General features: G+C 31.4%; 19 protein-coding genes. 12 read left to right on the top strand and 7 right to left on the bottom strand.

What is annotated here, in order from left to right; translation table 11 throughout:
- Positions 1-727: 727 nt before the first annotated feature.
- From thrS to A4F88_RS23170, 12 genes are all read left to right on the top strand, one after another.
- Positions 728-2,674 carry a threonine--tRNA ligase gene (gene thrS, locus A4F88_RS23225; protein ID WP_068845241.1) on the top strand — a complete coding sequence of 649 codons (1,947 nt, stop codon included), beginning with the start codon at positions 728-730 and terminating at the stop codon, positions 2,672-2,674.
- Between the two features lie 22 nt (positions 2,675-2,696).
- The gene (gene infC / locus A4F88_RS25265) at positions 2,697-3,248 is read left to right on the top strand and encodes a translation initiation factor IF-3 (protein WP_073075437.1); all 552 of its coding nucleotides are present in this window, start codon (positions 2,697-2,699) and stop codon (positions 3,246-3,248) included.
- Positions 3,249-3,364: 116 nt separating this feature from the next.
- Complete coding sequence (gene rpmI, locus A4F88_RS23215; RefSeq protein WP_007810722.1) at positions 3,365-3,562, top strand: 50S ribosomal protein L35; 198 nt, start codon at positions 3,365-3,367, stop codon at positions 3,560-3,562.
- Positions 3,563-3,663: 101 nt separating this feature from the next.
- Positions 3,664-4,008: a 50S ribosomal protein L20 gene (rplT, locus tag A4F88_RS23210; protein ID WP_008464948.1), complete on the top strand. Its 345-nt coding sequence runs from the start codon at positions 3,664-3,666 to the stop codon at positions 4,006-4,008.
- A gap of 149 nt (positions 4,009-4,157) precedes the next feature.
- Entirely contained in the window at positions 4,158-4,730 is a 573-nt protein-coding gene (locus A4F88_RS23205; protein WP_068845238.1) for a Crp/Fnr family transcriptional regulator, read from the top strand.
- Positions 4,731-4,808: 78 nt separating this feature from the next.
- A complete protein-coding gene (locus A4F88_RS23200) occupies positions 4,809-5,243 on the top strand; it encodes a carboxymuconolactone decarboxylase family protein (RefSeq protein WP_068845235.1) in 435 nt (144 codons plus the stop codon).
- A gap of 151 nt (positions 5,244-5,394) precedes the next feature.
- Entirely contained in the window at positions 5,395-7,116 is a 1,722-nt protein-coding gene (locus A4F88_RS23195; RefSeq protein WP_068845233.1) for a tetratricopeptide repeat-containing sensor histidine kinase, read from the top strand.
- A gap of 2 nt (positions 7,117-7,118) precedes the next feature.
- A complete protein-coding gene (locus A4F88_RS23190; RefSeq protein WP_068845231.1) occupies positions 7,119-8,891 on the top strand; it encodes a tetratricopeptide repeat-containing sensor histidine kinase in 1,773 nt (590 codons plus the stop codon).
- A gap of 95 nt (positions 8,892-8,986) precedes the next feature.
- On the top strand, positions 8,987-10,669 hold the full coding sequence (locus A4F88_RS23185; RefSeq protein WP_068845266.1) for a tetratricopeptide repeat-containing sensor histidine kinase: 1,683 nt from the start codon (positions 8,987-8,989) through the stop codon (positions 10,667-10,669).
- A 10-nt stretch (positions 10,670-10,679) separates the two neighbouring features.
- Positions 10,680-11,348: a DNA-binding transcriptional response regulator gene (locus tag A4F88_RS23180; RefSeq protein WP_068845229.1), complete on the top strand. Its 669-nt coding sequence runs from the start codon at positions 10,680-10,682 to the stop codon at positions 11,346-11,348.
- A 167-nt stretch (positions 11,349-11,515) separates the two neighbouring features.
- The gene (locus A4F88_RS23175) at positions 11,516-11,683 is read left to right on the top strand and encodes a hypothetical protein (RefSeq protein WP_162268808.1); all 168 of its coding nucleotides are present in this window, start codon (positions 11,516-11,518) and stop codon (positions 11,681-11,683) included.
- A gap of 175 nt (positions 11,684-11,858) precedes the next feature.
- Positions 11,859-12,662 (top strand): endonuclease/exonuclease/phosphatase family protein, encoded by an 804-nt coding sequence (locus A4F88_RS23170; protein WP_068845225.1) that lies wholly within the window; start codon positions 11,859-11,861, stop codon positions 12,660-12,662.
- 1 nt (position 12,663) lies between these two features.
- Here A4F88_RS23170 and A4F88_RS23165 read toward each other — a convergent pair whose 3' ends face one another.
- The 7 genes from A4F88_RS23165 to A4F88_RS23135 all read right to left on the bottom strand — a co-directional run bounded on the left by A4F88_RS23165 (position 12,664) and on the right by A4F88_RS23135 (position 19,623).
- A complete protein-coding gene (locus A4F88_RS23165) occupies positions 12,664-13,923 on the bottom strand; it encodes an asparagine synthetase B (protein ID WP_068845223.1) in 1,260 nt (419 codons plus the stop codon).
- Between the two features lie 342 nt (positions 13,924-14,265).
- Complete coding sequence (locus tag A4F88_RS23160; RefSeq protein WP_068845221.1) at positions 14,266-14,931, bottom strand: response regulator transcription factor; 666 nt, start codon at positions 14,929-14,931, stop codon at positions 14,266-14,268.
- Between the two features lie 111 nt (positions 14,932-15,042).
- On the bottom strand, positions 15,043-15,834 hold the full coding sequence (locus A4F88_RS23155; protein WP_068845219.1) for a sensor histidine kinase: 792 nt from the start codon (positions 15,832-15,834) through the stop codon (positions 15,043-15,045).
- A gap of 2 nt (positions 15,835-15,836) precedes the next feature.
- Positions 15,837-16,349, bottom strand: a complete 513-nt coding sequence (locus A4F88_RS23150; RefSeq protein ID WP_245179204.1) for a hypothetical protein — start codon at positions 16,347-16,349, stop codon at positions 15,837-15,839.
- 135 nt (positions 16,350-16,484) lie between these two features.
- The gene (locus tag A4F88_RS23145) at positions 16,485-16,850 is read right to left on the bottom strand and encodes a hypothetical protein (RefSeq protein ID WP_068845217.1); all 366 of its coding nucleotides are present in this window, start codon (positions 16,848-16,850) and stop codon (positions 16,485-16,487) included.
- A gap of 134 nt (positions 16,851-16,984) precedes the next feature.
- Entirely contained in the window at positions 16,985-18,529 is a 1,545-nt protein-coding gene (gene dnaB / locus A4F88_RS23140) for a replicative DNA helicase (protein ID WP_068845215.1), read from the bottom strand.
- 140 nt (positions 18,530-18,669) lie between these two features.
- A complete protein-coding gene (locus tag A4F88_RS23135) occupies positions 18,670-19,623 on the bottom strand; it encodes an acetyl-CoA carboxylase carboxyltransferase subunit alpha (protein ID WP_068845213.1) in 954 nt (317 codons plus the stop codon).
- Positions 19,624-19,701: the final 78 nt, after the last annotated feature.

Below are 19,701 nucleotides of genomic sequence, written 5' to 3'. Positions count from 1 at the left end.
TTTTTTTTCGAAATTTTATTTCCGTTTGATTAAAACATCTTGCCAGTATATCAGTGAACTTATTCGTTGTTGCGGGTGCAAAAGTAGCACCTTTATTCAGTTCTACAATACCTTTCCCAAACTATTTTTACTCTTTTTTAAAACTTTTTCTTAACACTCTGATAACACCAAACTTAGCATAACAACTTTTTTAACAATTCTCAGAATTTTCCGTAGTCAAGTGGATTTGTTCTAATTTCATACCAGTAAAACCTGCCAGTTTTAGCAAATTTGCATCTTTTAACTCTCTTTATCCAGATCTCTATACCTTATATATAAGTAAGACTCGTCACCTTTTTAGATGATTGAAAGCATAAATCCTTCAAACGAGACGCTTTTAAACATTAAATTGATTCGAATACTTGATAAAACGCTCATAAAAACATACCAACCCAATCTAGACAATAATAAAAATCCTTTTCTAACAAGGCTTGACACAGGTTCAAAACAGATAACAGGAGTAAACGCCTAATTAAGCAACCTGAATTCCTAAAAAGCTTTAACTTCTTATTCAGGTAAAGATTCTACACTTGATATATTATATAGACATAAAAGCAAATTTCACAGTTTTAACAAGAGTTCACAAACCACAACAAGTTTATACATATATATAACTATGTAAAGTTGTACTTATATATTGTATGTATTTTTGTAATACGCTATATTTGCATTCACAAAATTATAAACAATGATCAAGATTACTTTACCCGATGGGTCAATTAGAGAGTTCGCTTCGGGCGTAACTCCAATGGAGGTCGCTAAAAACATTAGCGAAGGTTTTGCACGAAATGTTATTTCTGCATCTTTTAATGGCACAACTATTGAAACCGAAACTCCATTGACGACCGATGGTAATCTTATACTATATACATGGAATGATGCTGAAGGTAAAAAAGCTTTCTGGCATTCGACTTCGCACGTAATGGCTCAAGCTCTTGAAGAATTGTACCCAGGAATCAAATTAACTCTTGGACCTGCAATTGCTAATGGGTTTTATTATGATGTGGATTTTGAAGATCAAAAGATCTCTGAGGCTGATTTTAAAAAAATCGAAGATCGTGTTCTTGAAATTTCAAGAGGAAAACATGAATTTAAAATGCGTCCGGTTAGCAAAGCTGATGCATTAGAAATGTATAAAGACAATGTTTACAAAACTGAATTGATTTCTAACCTTGAAGACGGAACAATTACTTTTTGCGACCATTCTACTTTTACTGATTTATGCCGTGGTGGTCATATTCCGAATACAGGAATTATTAAGGCCATGAAAGTGATGAGTGTTGCCGGTGCTTATTGGAGAGGTGATGAGAAAAACAAACAGCTAACACGTGTTTATGGAACTTCTTTCCCTAAACAGAAGGATTTAACTGAATATCTTGAACTTCTTGAAGAAGCCAAACGTCGTGATCACCGCAAATTAGGAAAAGAACTTGAGTTGTTTGCTTTCTCTCAGAAAGTAGGACAAGGATTGCCACTATGGTTACCAAAAGGCGCTGCACTTAGAGATCGTTTAGAACAATTTTTAAAGAGAGCTCAAAAGAAAGCAGGTTACGAACAAGTTGTTACTCCTCATATTGGTCAAAAAGAACTTTATGTTACTTCTGGGCATTATGCTAAATATGGTGCAGATAGTTTTCAGCCTATACATACTCCTGCTGAAGGTGAAGAGTTTTTATTAAAACCTATGAACTGCCCTCACCACTGCGAGATCTATAACGTTAGACCTTGGTCATACAAAGACTTACCTAAGCGTTATGCTGAATTCGGCACTGTATACAGATACGAACAATCTGGTGAATTACATGGCTTGACTCGTGTTAGAGGTTTCACTCAGGATGATGCACATATCTTTTGTACTCCGGAGCAACTAGATGAAGAATTCAAAAAAGTAATTGATCTGGTACTTTATGTATTTGGCTCATTAGGTTTTGAAAACTTTACAGCTCAAATTTCATTGAGAGACCAGGAAAACAGAGACAAGTACATTGGTACTGATGAAAATTGGGAAAAAGCTGAAAACGCGATTATTAACGCTGCCAAAGACAAAGGTCTAAATACTGTTGTAGAATATGGCGAAGCTGCATTCTACGGTCCTAAGCTTGACTTCATGGTTAAGGATGCTTTAGGAAGACAATGGCAATTAGGTACAATTCAGGTAGATTACAACTTACCTGAGCGTTTTGAACTAACATACAAAGGTGCTGATAACGAATTACACCGACCAGTAATGATTCACAGAGCTCCTTTTGGATCTATGGAACGTTTTATAGCAATTTTACTTGAGCATACAGCAGGAAATTTCCCACTTTGGCTAATGCCTGAACAAGCTATTATCTTGTCTTTGAGCGAGAAATACGAAAATTATGCTAAAAAAGTTTTAGATTTGCTAGAAAATCACGAAATTCGCGCCCTAATTGATAATCGAAACGAAACAATTGGCAAGAAAATCAGAGATGCGGAAATGCAAAAAATCCCATTTATGCTGATTGTAGGCGAAGAAGAAGAGAAAAACGGTACAATTTCTATTCGTCGCCATGGACAAGAAGGAAAAGGTAATATCACCGTTTCTATTGAAGAGTTTGCTTCGATTGTAAACGAAGAAATAAAAAAGACATTAAAAGTTTTTACAGTTTAACTTAAATTATAAAGTCATAGCAATAAGAAGCAACAGAGGTTTTCAACCTCGAGTAGAAAAAAAAGATGCACACAGAATAAATAACAATATTCGTGGTGTACAAGAAGTAAGATTAGTAGGCGAGAACATCGAACCAGGTGTATTTAAGCTTGCAGAAGCTTTACGCCTAGCAGATCAATTCGAATTGGATTTGGTTGAAATTTCACCAAATGCCGAGCCGCCGGTTTGTAAAATCATGGATTACAAGAAATTTGTTTACGAGCAAAAGAAACGTGATAAGGTTTTAAAAGCAAAATCTACACAAGTTGTAGTAAAAGAAATTAGATTTGGTCCTCAGACGGATGAGCATGATTACGAATTTAAAAGAAAAAATGCTGAGAAGTTCCTAAAGGAAGGTGCTAAATTAAAAGCATTCGTTTTCTTTAAAGGACGTTCTATCATTTATAAGGATCAAGGACAAATTCTATTGTTACGTTTGGCTACAGACTTAGAAGAACATGGTAAAGTAGAAGCGATGCCTGTTTTAGAAGGTAAGAGAATGATTATGTTCATTGCGCCAAAGAAAAAGAAATAAGCCTTAAAGTCGAAAGTCATAAAGCCGAAAGTCAAAGAAGACTTTCAAACTTTAGACTTTTAAACTTTCAGACTCAAAATATAAGTAAGTAAGAATAAATTAAAACACTAGGAAAAATGCCTAAAATGAAAACTAAATCTAGCGCTAAGAAACGTTTTAAAGTTACTGGTTCTGGAAAGATTAAAAGAAAGCATGCTTTTAAAAGTCACATCTTGACTAAAAAATCTAAAAAACGTAAATTAGCTTTGACACACTCAGCGCTAGTTCACTCAACAGATATGAAAAGCATCAAACAACAATTAAGAATTATCTAATAATTCTTTAGGTTAAAAAATTATTTATATAACCTTGGAGTACGGCTTGTAAGTTCCTTTGATTTAATTCAGGACGCCTGCTACAAAAACACATTAAAATTATGCCAAGATCGGTAAATTCAGTTGCTAAAAGAGCAAGAAGAAAAAAAATAATGAAGCAAGCCAAAGGTTTCTTTGGTAGACGTAAAAACGTTTGGACAGTTGCTAAGAATGCGGTAGAGAAAGCGATGAGCTACGCTTACCGTGACAGAAAACAGAACAAAAGAAATTTCCGTTCATTATGGATTCAACGTATCAACGCTGGAGCTAGATTAGAAGGAATGTCTTATTCTCAATTCATGGGGAAAGTTAAAGCTAACGGAATCGAATTGAACCGTAAAGTTCTTGCAGATTTAGCTATGAACCACCCAGAAGCTTTCAAAGCAATACTTAATAAAGTAAAATAAACGTTTTATAAACTCAATTTAGATTTACTTACTTATCATAAAAAGACCATTCGTTTAAACGAATGGTCTTTTGCTTTTGAACCAATTTGTAATCTCCTCTTATTTAGAAATTAATTTTTTAAAACTACATTTGTACCAAAGACACATCAATGTACAACACGCTTTTTCGACATATAGAGAAATTTGTATTATTAGAACCTTCTGAAATTGACATTTTAGAATCCTGTTTAAGTTTGTCTAATATCAAAAAGAAAGAACATGTATTAAAAGAAGGACAGATTTGTAATACCATGTACTTTATCTCAAAAGGATGTATGCGACAATACATTATCAACTCTAAAGGAACTGAGCAAACACTTCAGTTTGGAATTGAGAACTGGTGGATTACCGATTACCTGAGTTACCATAATCATGTCCCGTCACATTTCTATATTCAGGCTGTTGAAAACACAGAAGTTATCGCGATCGACAAATCTGTTCTTGAATCTGTATTAATTCAGATTCCTAAGCTGGAACGCTATTTTAGAATTGTTTCTCAAAAATCATTTGGCGCAGCACAAATGCGGATCAAATTTTTGTTTACCATGTCGGCAGAAGAAAGATATCATCATTTTAACGATCTCAATCCTGAATTTGTACAGCGTGTTCCGCAATACATGCTTGCCTCCTATCTTGATTTCTCAGCAGAATTTATGAGCAAAATCCGGGCAGGAAAACTATAAACTGATTTCTTGAAGTAGTTCAAGTTTTTTAAAGCAGATATCCCTGAACTTTGTATCAAACTTTAAAAAACAATCAAAATGAAATCAAGAATCGTGATCCCAACAGTTGCTCCGGAAGCATATCAGGCTTTAATGAATTTAGAGAAATATATTTCTACTACTTCATTAACTCCAGTTCATAAAGAACTTATTAAAATTCGTGCATCTCAAATAAATGGCTGTGCTTACTGCATCAACATGCATACAACTGATGGCAGAAAATATGGTATATCAGAACAAAAAATATATCTGTTAAATGCCTGGCGTGAAGCCGATATTTATACCGAAGAAGAAAAAGCAATTTTAGCCTTAACAGAACAGGTAACATTAATTAGCAACCATGTTTCTGATGAAGTATATCAAAATGCAGCAAATCTCTTTGACGAAAAATATCTTGCCGAAATTATACTATTGATCATTACTATAAATTCATGGAACAGACTTGCGATAGCAACTGGCATGAGAGCAGTATAATCTATAAAAACATATTAAAAACTATTTATGAAAAACCCTCTGAACCGAGGGTTTTTCTTGTATTTATCAACAAGAAACAATCAAGAAATAAATAAACAAAATACGGTATTTACATTCTTTTTTTTATGCTAAAATTCTTTATTTTTGGTTTATGATACTACCAAGAATACATTTATCCCTATATATAGTTTTTATCTTTCTATTGCTTTTATCGTGTCAAAAAAAAGATATCCAAACAGTAAAATACAAAAACAGCAATATTCAAATTGACAAGTTCATTAGTAAAGCAAATCGTTTTTATGATAACAACGAATTAGATAGTGCTTTTTTATACTACAACAAAGCAAAGTTTATTTGTAGCCCTGTAAGAAATACTGAAACTTATGTACATGCTTTAAATCAAATGGCATATATTCAACAAAATCAAGGAGATTTTGTTGGTAGTGAATCTACAGCTATAGAAGTTATTTCATATTTAAAATACATCAAAAATCCTGAGCATGTCTGGAATACCTACATTATTCTAGGGATTAATTATTTGAATACCTATGATTTTAAGAATGCTCTACTTTATTTCAACAAAGCTTTAGTTTTAAAAACACCCGAATGGAAAAAAGTTACAGCGAAAAGTAACATTGCTTTAGTCTATATTGAACAACAGAAGTACAACAGAGCAATTCAGGTATTCGATAATTTATTGGCTCATGAAGACATCAAAAAAAATCCTGAAGATTATGCTCAAGCACTCGATAACTTAGGATTTTGCTATTATAAAATCGGAGATGTAAAAGCAGAAGCTTATCTTCAGAAAGCTCTAAATATAAGACTTCAGACAAATGATAATACAGGTCAGGCCAAAAGTCATCTGCACCTTGCCTATTTGCAAAAAGATAAAAATCCTTCATTATCAAAAAAACACCTAATACTTAGCTATGAAAAATATACTTTAGTTAATCATATTGATGGGCGTTTGACTTCTTTAAAACAATTAATAGAAGATAGTTCAGGTAAAGAATTAAAAAAATATTCTGTGAGGTATGTAGAGTTGATAGATAGTATTTTTGAAATCAGACAAAAGGCAAAAAATCAGTTTGCAAAAATGAAGTATGATTCTAAGAAAGAGAAAGATGAAAATTTAATACTAAAAACTTACAGAGCACAAAACGAATTACAATTAGAAAAACAAAAAAACCGAAATATTGTTTCGTACATTCTCATTTTTCTGAGTTTAAGCTTAATTTTAGTTCTTTATTTTTATCTCACTTCAAGAGGAAATAGAGAAAAAATTGAAGCTACTTATCAAAGTGAAACACGAATCTCAAAAAAGTTACATGATGAACTTGCTAACGATATTTATCACACTATGGCCTTTGCAGAAAACAAAAATCTTTCTGTAATAGAAAACAAGGAGCAATTACTAAATAATCTGGATACCATATATTCAAGAACCCGGGATATTTCAAAGGAAAATAGTCCAATTATTACAGATGAAAACTATTGTCTTTACTTAAAAGATATGATAATAAGATTTAATACTGCGCAAATTTCTGTTTTAGCAACAAACATTGATGGTATTAACTGGAACCAAATTGACACAAACAAAAAAATAACAGTTTACAGAGTACTACAGGAACTACTTGTAAACATGAAGAAACACAGTAATTCTTCTTTGGTTAATATAGACTTCGTAAAAACAGACAGGAATGTAATTATCAATTACATCGACAATGGGAAAGGTATTGACATTAACAACATAACTTTAAAAAATGGACTTTATAATATCGAAAACAGAGTTTTAAGTATTAAAGGTACAATCGATATTGACTCTGCTCCCGGAAAAGGATTTAAAGCTTTTTTTAAATTCCCTGTATAGTTATGAAAAGACCATTATATTTTTTTCATAATAAAGTACTTTTAAAATACCTCATAATACTATTACTGTTATTATTAGGAAGTGCACTGTTTCTATTTAATTTTTACAAAAGCGAAAATCTTTTGAAAAAAGATAAAAAAGATGCATCCTATGAAATTAACAGACTTACAGATATTGGCGACGTTTTTTACGACCACTTTCAATATGATAGTGCTTTTTATTATTACAATAAAGCACAATTAATTTGTGATCCTAAAATCAATTCTACTGAATATGTTTACACATTATCAAGTATAGCCGAGTTGCAACAGGAACAAGGTAATTATATTGCCAGCGAAGCAACAGTTACAGAAACATTGCCTTATTTAAAATATATAAAAGACCCTAAGTACTCCTGGAATATATATAATACACAAGGAATAAATTATACCAATAATGAGGATTATAATAATGCCATTCGCTATTTCAGGAAAGCTATTCAATTAAAGGTAAGTTCCTGGAGAAAATCTATGTCTTTAAACAATCTTGCAGTTGCCTATATACATCAGAAAGAATACAAAAAAGCGCAACAATTACTGGAAATATTAGCGTCACAAAAGAACATTTCAAAATTTGATGCCGAAAACAATATTGAATATGCTTACACTATAGATAATTTAGGATATTGCTATTATAAATTAGGTGATTCGAGAGCACTGAATTCTTTTAATGAAGGATTAAAAATAAGAGCACAGCTTAAAAGCACAGATGGACTTACAGCAAATTACATCCATCTTTCATTCTTTTTTCAAAAAAACAATCCAGTATTAGCAAAAGATTATGCCCTTAAAGGATATGAAACGGCAAGAAAAATCAAATCAGTATCCGGACAAATTAATACTTTAAATCTTGTAATTAAATCCAGTGAAGGAAACGTTTTAAAAAAACATATACTGCGGTACATTCATCTCATTGATAGTTCAGACAATGCAAGAAAAAAAACAAAGAATCAATTTGCAGATATCAAATATGCTTTTAACAAAGATAAAGAAGAGAATTTACAGCTTAGAGCACAAAAAGCACAAAACGAATTAAAACTCGAAAGACAAACTACACAAACAATTATTTGCTATATTATAATTGCATGCATAATTATATTAATTACATCACTTTGTTTTTATCTAATCTCAAAAAGTGAAAAAGAAAAAAAAGAAGCTGTCTATAAAAGTGAAATACGAATATCTAAAAAATTACATGATGAACTCGCTAATGATGTATATCAAACTTTGACTTTGGCTAAAAATAAGGACCTTGGAGTAAATGAAAACAAAGAGCAATTATTAAATAATTTACAGATCATATACTCAAGAACCAGAAACATTTCAAAAGAAAATAGTGAAATTCCAACTAATGAAAATTATATAATTGCCTTAAAAGATTTGATTTCGGGATTTCAAACTCAAAATAATACTACTATTCTAAATGGTATAGAAAGTATTTCGTGGAACAAAATTGATAAGAACAAAAAGATAACGATTTACCGAATAATACAAGAGTTACTCGTTAACATGAAAAAACACAGTGAAGCGAATCTGGTGATTATTGCTTTCAGAAAAACCGATAAAACTGTAATCATTAATTATACCGATAATGGAAAAGGAATTGACCTTACATATTTTGCATTTCGAAGTGGGTTACAAAATATAGAATATAGAATTCTCGCAATTAAAGGAAGTGTTGATATTAGTTCTGCAATTGGTAAAGGATTTAAAGTATTTATAGAATTTCCTGTATAGTTATGAAAAAAATAACATACATATCAAAGAATAGAATCCTTTTTAAATACATCTTATTAGTACTGACACTCTTACTAATAGTTATGATGTTTCTTTTGAAATTAAAAAAAAACAAAACAAGCTTAGTAGCAAAAAGAGACAACTATACTATTCAAATTAAGGAATACAGAGATAAAGCAGATAATTTTTATTTTGAAAGCAATTACGACAGTTCCTTTTATTATTATAAAAAAGGTTTATCAATATGTAACCCTGAGATAAACTGCGTTGACTATGTATATTTCTTATCTAGCGTTGCAGATCTTTACACCATATACAGCAATTATATAGAGAGCGAAGCAATTTTAACACAAACACTCCCTTATTTACATAAAATTAAAGAACCAATATATGCCAGAAATGTCTATACTTACATAGCCTTTAATTATTATAACACCTACGATTATAATAATGCCATTTATTATCACCGAAAAGCATTAAAATTGCCCGGCACTCCATATAAAAAAGCAATTATACTTGTTAATGTAGCTATTGTTTATGTTCAACAAAAAAGATATCAGGAAGCTATCGATTTATTACAGCCCTTAGCAGTGAGAAAAGTAGTTTATAAAAGGGAACCAGCGGAAAGCGATAAATTATATGCTCAAATTTTAGACAATCTTGGATTTTGTTACTTTAATCTCAATAAACCAAATGCTTTAAAGTATTTTAGAAAAAGTTTGGGACTAAATACAAGATTAAAGGATGAGTTTCCTATCATACATAATTATAAAAATCTGGCACTATATTATGAAAAGTACAATCATTACTTAGCTATAAACTATGCAAAAAAATCATATGCCCAAGCCTGCAAAATAAATTCTGCATCTAATAAAGCTAATTGTCTTGGTTTATTAATAAAGTTATGCGAAGGAAAAGAATTAAAAAATTATTCACAGGACTATGTAAAAATAATTGACAGCATTATTATTGGGAGGAAAAAATCTAAAAATCAATTTAGTACTATAAAATATTTTTCTAAACAGGATAAAAACGAGAATCTCCAACTTAAAGCTGAAAAAGCTGAAAATGATTTACAAATAGAAAGACAAGTAAATCAAAATATTATTCTTTCGATAATTATAGCTTTAATTTTGGGAGTAATTGGTTTTATTTATTTCTATTTAACGCTTAAAACAAAAAAAGAAAAAAAAGAAGTTATATATAAAAAGGAAACAGAATTATCCGGCAAACTTCGTGACAAGCTTGCAGATGATGTTTATAGAATAATCACTTTTGCCAGAAACAGTAATCTTGAATCAAGCGAAAATAAAACATATTTGCTAAATATTTTAGACAACATTTATTCACAAACCAGAAATATCTCTAAAGAAAACAGCAAAATTATAACAAATGAAAATTATCTAAACGAACTAAAAGAAATGATATCAGGTTTTAAAACTCAAAACCTGAATTTAATAATAAATGGTTTAGATGCTATTAGCTGGAACAAAATAGATAAAAACAAAAAAATAATTCTATATAGGACTGTATATGAACTATTTCAGACCATGAAAAAACACCATAACGCAACTTTAATTATACTTTCATTTAAAATAATCAATAAGAACATTGAGATTACTTACGTTGATAACGGAGCAGGAATTCATAATAATATGATCTTTTTAAAAAATAGTCTCCAAAATGTGGAAAACCGTATTAAAACAATAAACGGAACTCTTAATTTTGACCTTAATATTGAAAAAGGCTATAAATTAAGTTTCACTTTTCCTGTATAAATAAGACAATATGTTTAAAAAAGTTTTAGTTGCCGAAGATCTGGACAGCATCAGCATTGCTGTTATTCAAGTACTTGAAGACTTGAAAGTACCAGTAATTGATCATGTTAAATATTGCGACGATGGATTATTGAAAATTAAAAAAGGATTAGTTGACAATGAACCCTATGATTTATTAATTAGCGATTTATCTTTTAAATCAGATCATCGAAAAGTAAATCTAACCTGTGGAGAAGATCTTATAGAAGCAGTAAATAAAGTCCAGCCTCAATTAAAAAAGGTCATTTTTTCGATAGAAGATAAATCTTATCGTATAAAATCTCTTTTTTCTGATTTGAAAGTTAATGCTTATGTCTCTAAAGGAAGAAACAGTATTAATGAATTACGAAAAGCAGTTGAAAGAACTTACAATAACGAAGAAAAAATACTTTCTTCTGATCTTGCTTTTAGCTTTAACGACAAAACTTTGATCGAAATTGAATCTTATGATATTTCAATTTTAAAATTATTAGCGCAAGGTTACATTTTAGAAAACATTTCGAGTGAGTTTAAAGCTTCTTCTATAACTCCAAACGGAACAAGCAGCATCGAAAAAAGGATTAATAAACTAAAAATATATTTTAAAGCGAACAATAATGTGCATTTAATTGCGATTGCAAAAGATTTTGGGTTAGTTTAATATTTAGATCATTTTACGGTTTCCCGTAAGGAATTGCCTTATTATAGATTTATGTTTGTATAGAATCTATTAACCAGCTAATGAAATCCAATAACAAAATTAGTTCTGAGAAAAATTTAGCCCAAAAAATTTTTTCCAAAATTAATACAACCAATAATAAAATTATCATGAAAACAATGTTGCTATGCATTTTTCTTTCCTTAAGCTTTGCTTTTGTTTCAGAAAAAACCGGATGGCTTGAAGTTGACTGGAAGATTATTTTTATTCCGGCACTTCTTGTCCTGCAAATCATAATTATAGGAACTGCTTTAAAGAACAGATATAAAAAGCATTAATTCTTTTTTTACTTATACATCACTCCAATAGAAATAAAAAAGACAACTATTGTCTTATTATCTCTACTGTTTTTATATTTTAAATACAGTAAAAATATGCCGTTAAATAAAAATAGAAAGTAGCCTGACAATTGCTGAATTCTAAAATACTTATATTTGAATTTTTAAACACAGCATGAAATACATTTTAAGTTTTACCCTTCTTTTTTTCACCTTACTTTCTTTCTCACAAACTAAAATCCTCTCCTGGAATTTAGAAAACTTTGGAAAATCAAAATCTGATACTGAATTAAGTTTTATCGCAAATACGATACTTGATTATGATATTATTGCTATTCAGGAAGTTGTTGCCGGATATGGCGGTGCACAGGCTGTAGCAAAACTTGCTTCGGTTTTAAATACAAAAGGATCGAAATGGGACTATTCTGTAAGTGATCCCACAAGTGGTACCAGCCATAAAACTGAACGATATGCTTTTATTTGGAAAACCAGTAAAGTAAAACTAAAAGGTAATACCTGGCTTGAAAAAAAATATCATCTGGAAATAGATCGCGAACCCTATTTTGCAACATTCGAAATCAATAAAAAAACGATAACTCTTGTAAACTTTCATGCTATTACTAAAAAGAAACAGCCAGAAACAGAGATAAAATATTTTAAATTCCTGCCTCAGGAATATCCCAATTTAAACTTAGTTTTTATGGGCGATTTTAATTGTCCGCAATCTCATACAGTATTTAATCCGATAAAGAAAATGGGATACAACCCTATTTTACAAAATCAGAAAACTACTTTAAAAAAACAATGTAAAGGAACAGATTGTTTTGCTTCTGAATTTGATAATATTTTTTATCAATCAGACTCTTTAAAACATATAGATTCGGGAATCATTTCGTTTCATACAAAGTTCAATTCTTTAGAAGAAGCACGAAAAATATCAGACCATATTCCAATCTGGTTTCAATTTTCTTTAAATTAAACTATGTTTTAAGTTTTTTCTTTCTTGCAGCAGGAAACAATACATTGTTCAGAATTAAACGATATCCTGGTGAATTTGGATGTAAATCCAAAACCGTTGGCGGATCCCCTACCTGATGTTGAAAATCTTCAGGATCATGTCCGCCAAAAAACGTGAACATTCCTTTTCCTTTTTCTCCATGAATATATCTGGACTCACCGTTTAGTTCGCATGTTCCCATTATCAATACATTACTCTTGATTAGGTTTGTATCAAATGAAGTGGTTTGCCCCATAAAACCTTTAACTAATTGTGTATGATTCTGGCATAGCATACTTGGAATTGGGTCCCATTTTGCAGAAAACTCCATCAAGGTAAAATAATCTTTTTCCATGGGAACTTTACGTTTTCCTGTCATATCAATATCTGAGAACTCATATACTTCAGGTCTGCGCTCCAATGTAAAGTCTTTAAAAGCAAATGAATTTCCGTAATTCAATTTAGATTGATAATTAGATTCGCTTGCATCTCCATCAAACATGGCTTCACAAATATCGACTCCATCTGCTGCTAGTGCGATATCAAAACTATCTGTTGCAGAACACATTGCAAACATAAATCCGCCTCCAATAACAAAATCCCTGATTTTTTTAGCTACTGCCCCTTTTTCCTGCGAAACTTTTGCATAACCTAATTTTGCAGCCAAAGCTTCGGCATCTCTTTTTTGCTCTATGTACCAGGGTGTATTTTTGTAAGCCGAATAAAATTTACCATATTGTCCTGTAAAATCTTCGTGATGTAAATGCAACCAATCATAAAGAAGTAATTGATCACTAAGAACTTCTTCGTCATAAATGGGTGTAAAAGGAATTTCAGCATAAGTGAGTACTAATGTCACAGCATCATCCCAGGGTTGTTTGCCTTTTGGAGTATAAACTGCAATTTTAGGTGCTTTTTCAAGAATAACTGATTCCATATTTTGTGAAGGGCTTGAAATTTCATTCAAAATTGAAGCTTCTTCACTATCTGAAATAATTTCAAAACTCACGCCTCTAATTTTACATTCTTTACGAATTTCATCCGCATCAGGAAGCAAGAATGAGCCTCCACGATAATTAAGCAGCCAACTCGCTTTATAATCTTTGCTCAAACACCAATAAGTTATTCCGTAAGCTTTAAGATGATTTTGCTGAGTTGTTTCATCCATAGGAAGAAGAATGAAAGAAGCCTTTGCTGTTAATGAAAGTAGAAAGATGAAAATATAAACCAGATACTTGTTCATTATAAAATTTATTTTAGTAAAGATATAAAGGAACCTTTAAAAAACACAATAGAAGCTTCTGTTTTATAACAGTATAAATGTTAAATAAAATCTGATCTTATCTACCAAATCTTATCAGTAAAATCAGGTATAAACACGTATCTCACAAATGCAATAAATACCTACATTTGTCCTCCCAGATCATCGAACTAATCAATGAAAAACCAAAGCCATGAAGTTTAATGATAGCAATAACCAGCCAAAGGGACTTAATATGATGCAAAAGATAGCTTTATGTGTACTTGTACTAACTATTATTTTGTACTATGTATTATCAATACAATTTTTAACCAGTTAAAAATTTTAAATTGTTAAAACCGCAATTTCATTCTGAATTGCATACACCACTAATCCGGCAATATTTCGGGACTCTGTTTTAAGCAACAGATTATTACGATGCCCTTCAACAGTTCTGGGGCTTAAATAAAGATGTTCAGCAATTTCTAAAGTTGTTTTTTGCTGACAAATAAGTTGAAGAATTTCTATTTCGCGTGGAGAAAGAAAACCTGTTTCTAAATTCCCTTTTGAATTTTTAGCCGAAATAATGGTTTCCTGTATAGTTTGAAGGACATTCTGATTATAATGAAATCCTTTTTTTTCGACCTGATTGATTGTATAAATCAGATCTTTAGGAGTTGTATTTTTTATTAAGTAGGCCACCGCTCCTACCTGAATCATATTTGCAATAAACGATTTTGTATCGTAACTTGTTAATGCTATGATTTTTATTTCCGGAAATGATTTCCGTATAATTTTGGTAGCCTCGACACCATTCAAAACCGGCATCTTCAAATCCATAATGATTATATCCGGTTTGATTTCATCATTATTTAAATGAGTCAGAAGTTCTTCTCCATTTGAAGCTTCGAAAAGAATATCCATATTATCTTCTCTTTGCAATAAAAAAGATATTCCTTTCCGGAATAAGACTTCGTCATCGACTAAAGCAATTTTAATAGCGGCATTCATTTGTTTTATTTTTGGTCGTTTGGTTCGCCGAAATTACAAAATATGAAATGAAAAATAGCCGAAGAACGTTATTATATTGATCAAAAAGTGGTTTTATTGTTCAATTTTAACTTAAAAAGTAAAAATAACAGCAACACCTTGCCCAATTTCAGAGTTAATTTCAAGGTTTCCATTTAAAAAAGAAATACGGCTATCAATGTTTTTCATTCCAAGTCCTTTTTGATTTTCAGCATTTTTGCTATCAAAACCAACTCCATTATCTTTATAATAACACACTTTTGAGTTTTCTTCATCTTTAAAATTAACCCAGATTTCAGTTGCTTTTCCGTGGCGTAGTGAATTATTCATCAATTCCTGTAAAACTCTAAAAACATGCAAATGGCGATCTATATCTTTCCCATCAAAATCAATCTCGTTTTTATAATGCACTTTTACAGATTTGCTACTTTCAAACTCATCACATAATTCTTCGACACCAGCATTCAATCCAAATTTTTCAAAAACCGGAGGCAATAAATTATGGGCAATTTTTCTTGAATTTTCTAAAGCCTTTGCGGTCAGGTTAATAATATTCCCGGTAATCTCATTTGTTTCTGCTTCTGTTAAATTTGGGGCAGAAAGCAAATGTGTGTTTAATGAAACAATATTGAGTTTAGAACTAATATCGTCGTGCAAATCCTGAGCAATTCTTTTACGTTCTTCTTCTTGTGCAACCAAAACTGCATGCAGCTGCTCTTTTTGGAGATAAATTTCCAGATCTCTTTTTTCAACTTCTTTCTGAATAATTTTCTTTCTGGAGAAATAAAAGAAAGCGACCAGAAATACTGCCACAATCATAAAAAAACATGATGTGTATAAAATTATGGCTACGATTTCTTTTTCATAAACTTTACTTACATCCATTTCTAATTATTTATTTTCTTGTTAGAACTAAAACTCACTTTCCATTCATACAAAACAAATAGTTGATTAACAACCACAAAAAAAGCATTTAGGTTCCATGTTAGAAATTTAAATTCATTACTTAAACCAATAGTCAGATTACCTACAAAAAATAAAACGGTACTGGCTAGTAAATAAACAATCAGGCCAACTGTAATATAATAGTACTTTTTAGTACCTATTAACATATTGTACAAATAGATCAGGGCGAAAAATACCACCAATAATGATGTTATGGTAATTTCGAGTAAGTTAAATTTAAAAAACAACTGGGGTTCAAGTAGATACTGAACAGCCAATACGGATAAACCTGCAAAAATTGAAATAGTTACTGTTTTTTTTTGCAAAGGATTCTGCAAAAGATTTCTATAAAAAAATCCTAATAAAACAAATTGACCAACAAAATACAAATGAACCAAATAAAGATTATTTTGTTTAAAGAAAACCAGAACTTCCATTGCAAACTGTACAATCACTAATAAAAAAAGGTAATAATTGTAAGTCTGAAAGGCTTTTCCAAATTTGGAAAAGCCTCTTGAATATAATATAAAGTTGACTATTAAAATTAAATAACCTAGGTATGTAAAAAATAGATACAACATTTAATTCTGTTAAAGTGGGCTTTCAGGATCTCCGTTTGGAGGACATGGACGAGTAGCATCATAAGCTACTTCATCGTTTTCTAATTCGTTTCCTGGTTTAAAAACATCTCTGTAAATACCTGTTTCCTTATCTAATTTAGTACCAACGAATAATAAAACCTGCTCACCGGCATTATTAATACCTTTGTAAGCACGAACAGCATCAATATCCTGATCTAATACCAGTTTTAATGTTTGCAAAGGAATCAAATAAGCATTTGTCCTGTTTTTTCTGTTTTCTTCATTTTCAACTGGAGCTTTACGGTATTTATCTACCCATACTTTAGCTTCTTTTAGAGCGACTTCAACACTCCCTAATTTTGTTTCTTTAGACATAATTTAAATTTGTTTTTGGGTTAAAGGTTGACAATATTGTTTCCAATAATTGTTTAGCTAAACTACAGAATTTTATAAAGAAAACACTACTTTTTAAACATAAAAAAAACCTCATAAGAGGTTTAATTGTTTTATTAAAACGGAACGTCACTGTCGTCATCGTCATCATTTAAATTACTGCCAAAGGCTTCATTAGCAGAAGGTAAATTATTTGTTATGAATGGATTATCATCATGATTCATTTTTGACGGCAAATCGTCATAGCTTCCCGAAAATTCATCAAGATTATCAAATTTTCCTAAATGTCCTAAAAATTTCAAACGAATGTTTTCAATACCACCATTACGATGCTTTGCGATCATAATTTCAGCCTGACCTGCAGTTGGAGAAGCCTCTTCATCATCCCATTCCTCAATTTTATAATATTCCGGTCGGTATAAAAACGAAACGATATCGGCATCCTGCTCAATTGCTCCAGATTCACGAAGATCCGAAAGTAAAGGTCTTTTACTTGATCCACGCGTCTCCACGGCACGCGATAGCTGCGAAAGTGCAATTACCGGAACATTAAGTTCTTTTGCTAAAGCCTTTAAGTTTCGGGAAATAGTCGAGATTTCCTGTTCACGATTTCCTCCGCCTTTAGCATTTCCTCCGGCAGTCATTAACTGTAAATAATCAATAATGATGATTTTAATACCATGCTGGGATGCCAAACGACGGCATTTTGCTCTTAAATCAAAAATAGAAAGTGACGGCGTATCATCAATATACAAAGGAGCTTTTTCTAAGTCTTTTACTTTGGTACTCAACATTGTCCATTCATGCGGTTCTAATTTACCTGTACGTAATTTCTCTGATGACAATCCTGTTTCCGACGAAATTAACCTCGTAATCAACTGAACCGAAGCCATCTCTAATGAGAACAATGCTACTCCATGTCCAAATTGGATTGCGATATTTCTGGCCATCGAAAGTACAAACGCCGTTTTTCCCATCGCAGGTCTCGCTGCGATAATAATTAAATCACTCGGCTGCCATCCAGAAGTTAGTTTATCTAAATTAGTAAAACCCGTTTCTACACCACTTAATCCCTCTTTTTTAGAAATTTCTTCAATTTTCTTTTTAGCTTGTAACACTAAACTCTGAGCGGTTTCAGAACTACGCTTGATATTTCCCTGAGTAACTTCGTATAATTTTGATTCAGCTTGGTCTAATAACTCAAAAACATCTGTAGTTTCATCATATGCCTCTTCAATAATTTCCGAAGAAATTCTAATCAAACTTCTTTGAATGAATTTTTGCAGAATAATACGCGAGTGAAACTCGATATGTGCAGAAGAAGCAATTTTTTGTGTAAGCTGAATTAAATAAAAATCTCCACCTGCTATTTCAAGCTTTCCGTTTTTCTTTAACTGACTCGAAACTGTCAATAAATCTATTGGCTGTGTTTCGGTAAAAAGCTGTAAAATCGCTTCAAAAATATGTTTGTGAGCATCTTTATAAAAAGCATCAGCCTGTAAAATATCAATTACATCATCTACCCCTTTTTTATCAATCATCATCGCACCCAAAACTGCCTCTTCTAAATCGATAACTTGCGGAGGGAGTTTACCTTTTTCAAGATTAATAATACTGGTTTTATCTACCTTTTTAGGGTTTACATTTTTGAAATTTTCCATACAGCGAAAGTAACAAAATTTAAAAAAAAATTGTTATCTAGTTATAACTATTAATTGTTTATAAATAAGTTTTATTTGTTCATAACCAAAAAAAAATCCGAAACGGTAAGGCTTCGGATTTTAATTCATATTGTAAGAATTTACTCTTTATACTCACCCATATTACTGTATTTGTCCATTCTTTGGGCAATCAGGTCAGCTGTTGATAAGTCTTTCAATTCATTATATCCTTTAGTAATGTATTCAGCAACCGTTTTAAAAGTAGTTTCGCGGTCATAGTGCGCTCCTCCTAGTGGTTCCGGTATAACATCATCAACTAATTTTTGTTTTTTCATATCTGATGAAGTCAATTTTAATGCATCGGCAGCACGTTCTTTGTACTCCCAGCTTTTCCATAAAATTGAAGAACATGATTCTGGCGAGATTACAGAATACCAGGTATTTTCCAGCATGTATACTTTATCACCAACACCAATTCCTAAAGCTCCTCCAGAAGCTCCTTCACCAACAATAATCGTAATAATTGGCACTTTTAAACGAACCATTTCAAAAATGTTTCTGGCAATTGCTTCACCTTGTCCTCTTTCTTCTGCTTCAAGTCCAGGATATGCACCCGGAGTATCTACAAGGGTTAAAACCGGAATCCCGAATTTTTCTGCCATTTTCATTAAACGCAAAGCTTTACGGTATCCTTCAGGGTTTGCCATACCAAAATTACGATATTGACGTGTTTTTGTATTAAACCCTTTTTGCTGACCAACAATCATAAACGACTGACCGTTTATTTTTCCTAATCCGCCAACCATAGCTTTATCATCTTTAAAGCTTCTGTCTCCGTGAAGTTCTAAAAAAGTATCTCCACAAATCGCTCTGATATAATCCAGCGTATAAGGTCTGTTTGGATGTCTTGACAGCTGAACACGTTGCCATGCCGTAAGGTTTTTGTATATTTCTTTTTTAGTTTGCTCTAATTTCTTGTTGATTTCCTTGCAGGTAGGTGTTACATCAACATCAGATTCTTTTCCAATTATAACACATTTTTGTAATTGTTCTTCAAGTTCTTTTATTGGAAGCTCAAAATCTAAATATTCCATGGATTTTTGAATTTTGTTTGTAAATCGAACCGCAAATATAAAAATATTATATCATTGGTATGATTAAATCGTATTTAA

The sequence above is a fragment of the Flavobacterium chilense genome (assembly GCF_001602525.1).
Taxonomy (GTDB): Bacteria; Bacteroidota; Bacteroidia; order Flavobacteriales; family Flavobacteriaceae; genus Flavobacterium; species Flavobacterium chilense.
The sequence above is the reverse complement of the archived record's forward strand: the minus strand, read 5'-3'. Positions and strand labels throughout refer to the sequence as shown.

Excerpts from the sequence above, each read along its gene's own strand:
- thrS (WP_068845241.1), top strand. The coding sequence starts at position 728 with ATGATCAAGATTACTTTACCCGATGGGTCAATTAGAGAGTTCGCTTCG.
- rpmI (WP_007810722.1), top strand. The coding sequence starts at position 3,365 with ATGCCTAAAATGAAAACTAAATCTAGCGCTAAGAAACGTTTTAAAGTT.
- rplT (WP_008464948.1), top strand. The coding sequence starts at position 3,664 with ATGCCAAGATCGGTAAATTCAGTTGCTAAAAGAGCAAGAAGAAAAAAA.
- A4F88_RS23205 (WP_068845238.1), top strand. The coding sequence starts at position 4,158 with ATGTACAACACGCTTTTTCGACATATAGAGAAATTTGTATTATTAGAA.
- A4F88_RS23200 (WP_068845235.1), top strand. The coding sequence starts at position 4,809 with ATGAAATCAAGAATCGTGATCCCAACAGTTGCTCCGGAAGCATATCAG.
- A4F88_RS23195 (WP_068845233.1), top strand. The coding sequence starts at position 5,395 with ATGATACTACCAAGAATACATTTATCCCTATATATAGTTTTTATCTTT.
- A4F88_RS23190 (WP_068845231.1), top strand. The coding sequence starts at position 7,119 with ATGAAAAGACCATTATATTTTTTTCATAATAAAGTACTTTTAAAATAC.
- A4F88_RS23180 (WP_068845229.1), top strand. The coding sequence starts at position 10,680 with ATGTTTAAAAAAGTTTTAGTTGCCGAAGATCTGGACAGCATCAGCATT.
- A4F88_RS23175 (WP_162268808.1), top strand. The coding sequence starts at position 11,516 with ATGAAAACAATGTTGCTATGCATTTTTCTTTCCTTAAGCTTTGCTTTT.
- A4F88_RS23170 (WP_068845225.1), top strand. The coding sequence starts at position 11,859 with ATGAAATACATTTTAAGTTTTACCCTTCTTTTTTTCACCTTACTTTCT.
- A4F88_RS23165 (WP_068845223.1), bottom strand. The coding sequence starts at position 13,923 with ATGAACAAGTATCTGGTTTATATTTTCATCTTTCTACTTTCATTAACA.
- A4F88_RS23160 (WP_068845221.1), bottom strand. The coding sequence starts at position 14,931 with ATGAATGCCGCTATTAAAATTGCTTTAGTCGATGACGAAGTCTTATTC.
- A4F88_RS23155 (WP_068845219.1), bottom strand. The coding sequence starts at position 15,834 with ATGGATGTAAGTAAAGTTTATGAAAAAGAAATCGTAGCCATAATTTTA.
- A4F88_RS23145 (WP_068845217.1), bottom strand. The coding sequence starts at position 16,850 with ATGTCTAAAGAAACAAAATTAGGGAGTGTTGAAGTCGCTCTAAAAGAA.
- dnaB (WP_068845215.1), bottom strand. The coding sequence starts at position 18,529 with ATGGAAAATTTCAAAAATGTAAACCCTAAAAAGGTAGATAAAACCAGT.
- A4F88_RS23135 (WP_068845213.1), bottom strand. The coding sequence starts at position 19,623 with ATGGAATATTTAGATTTTGAGCTTCCAATAAAAGAACTTGAAGAACAA.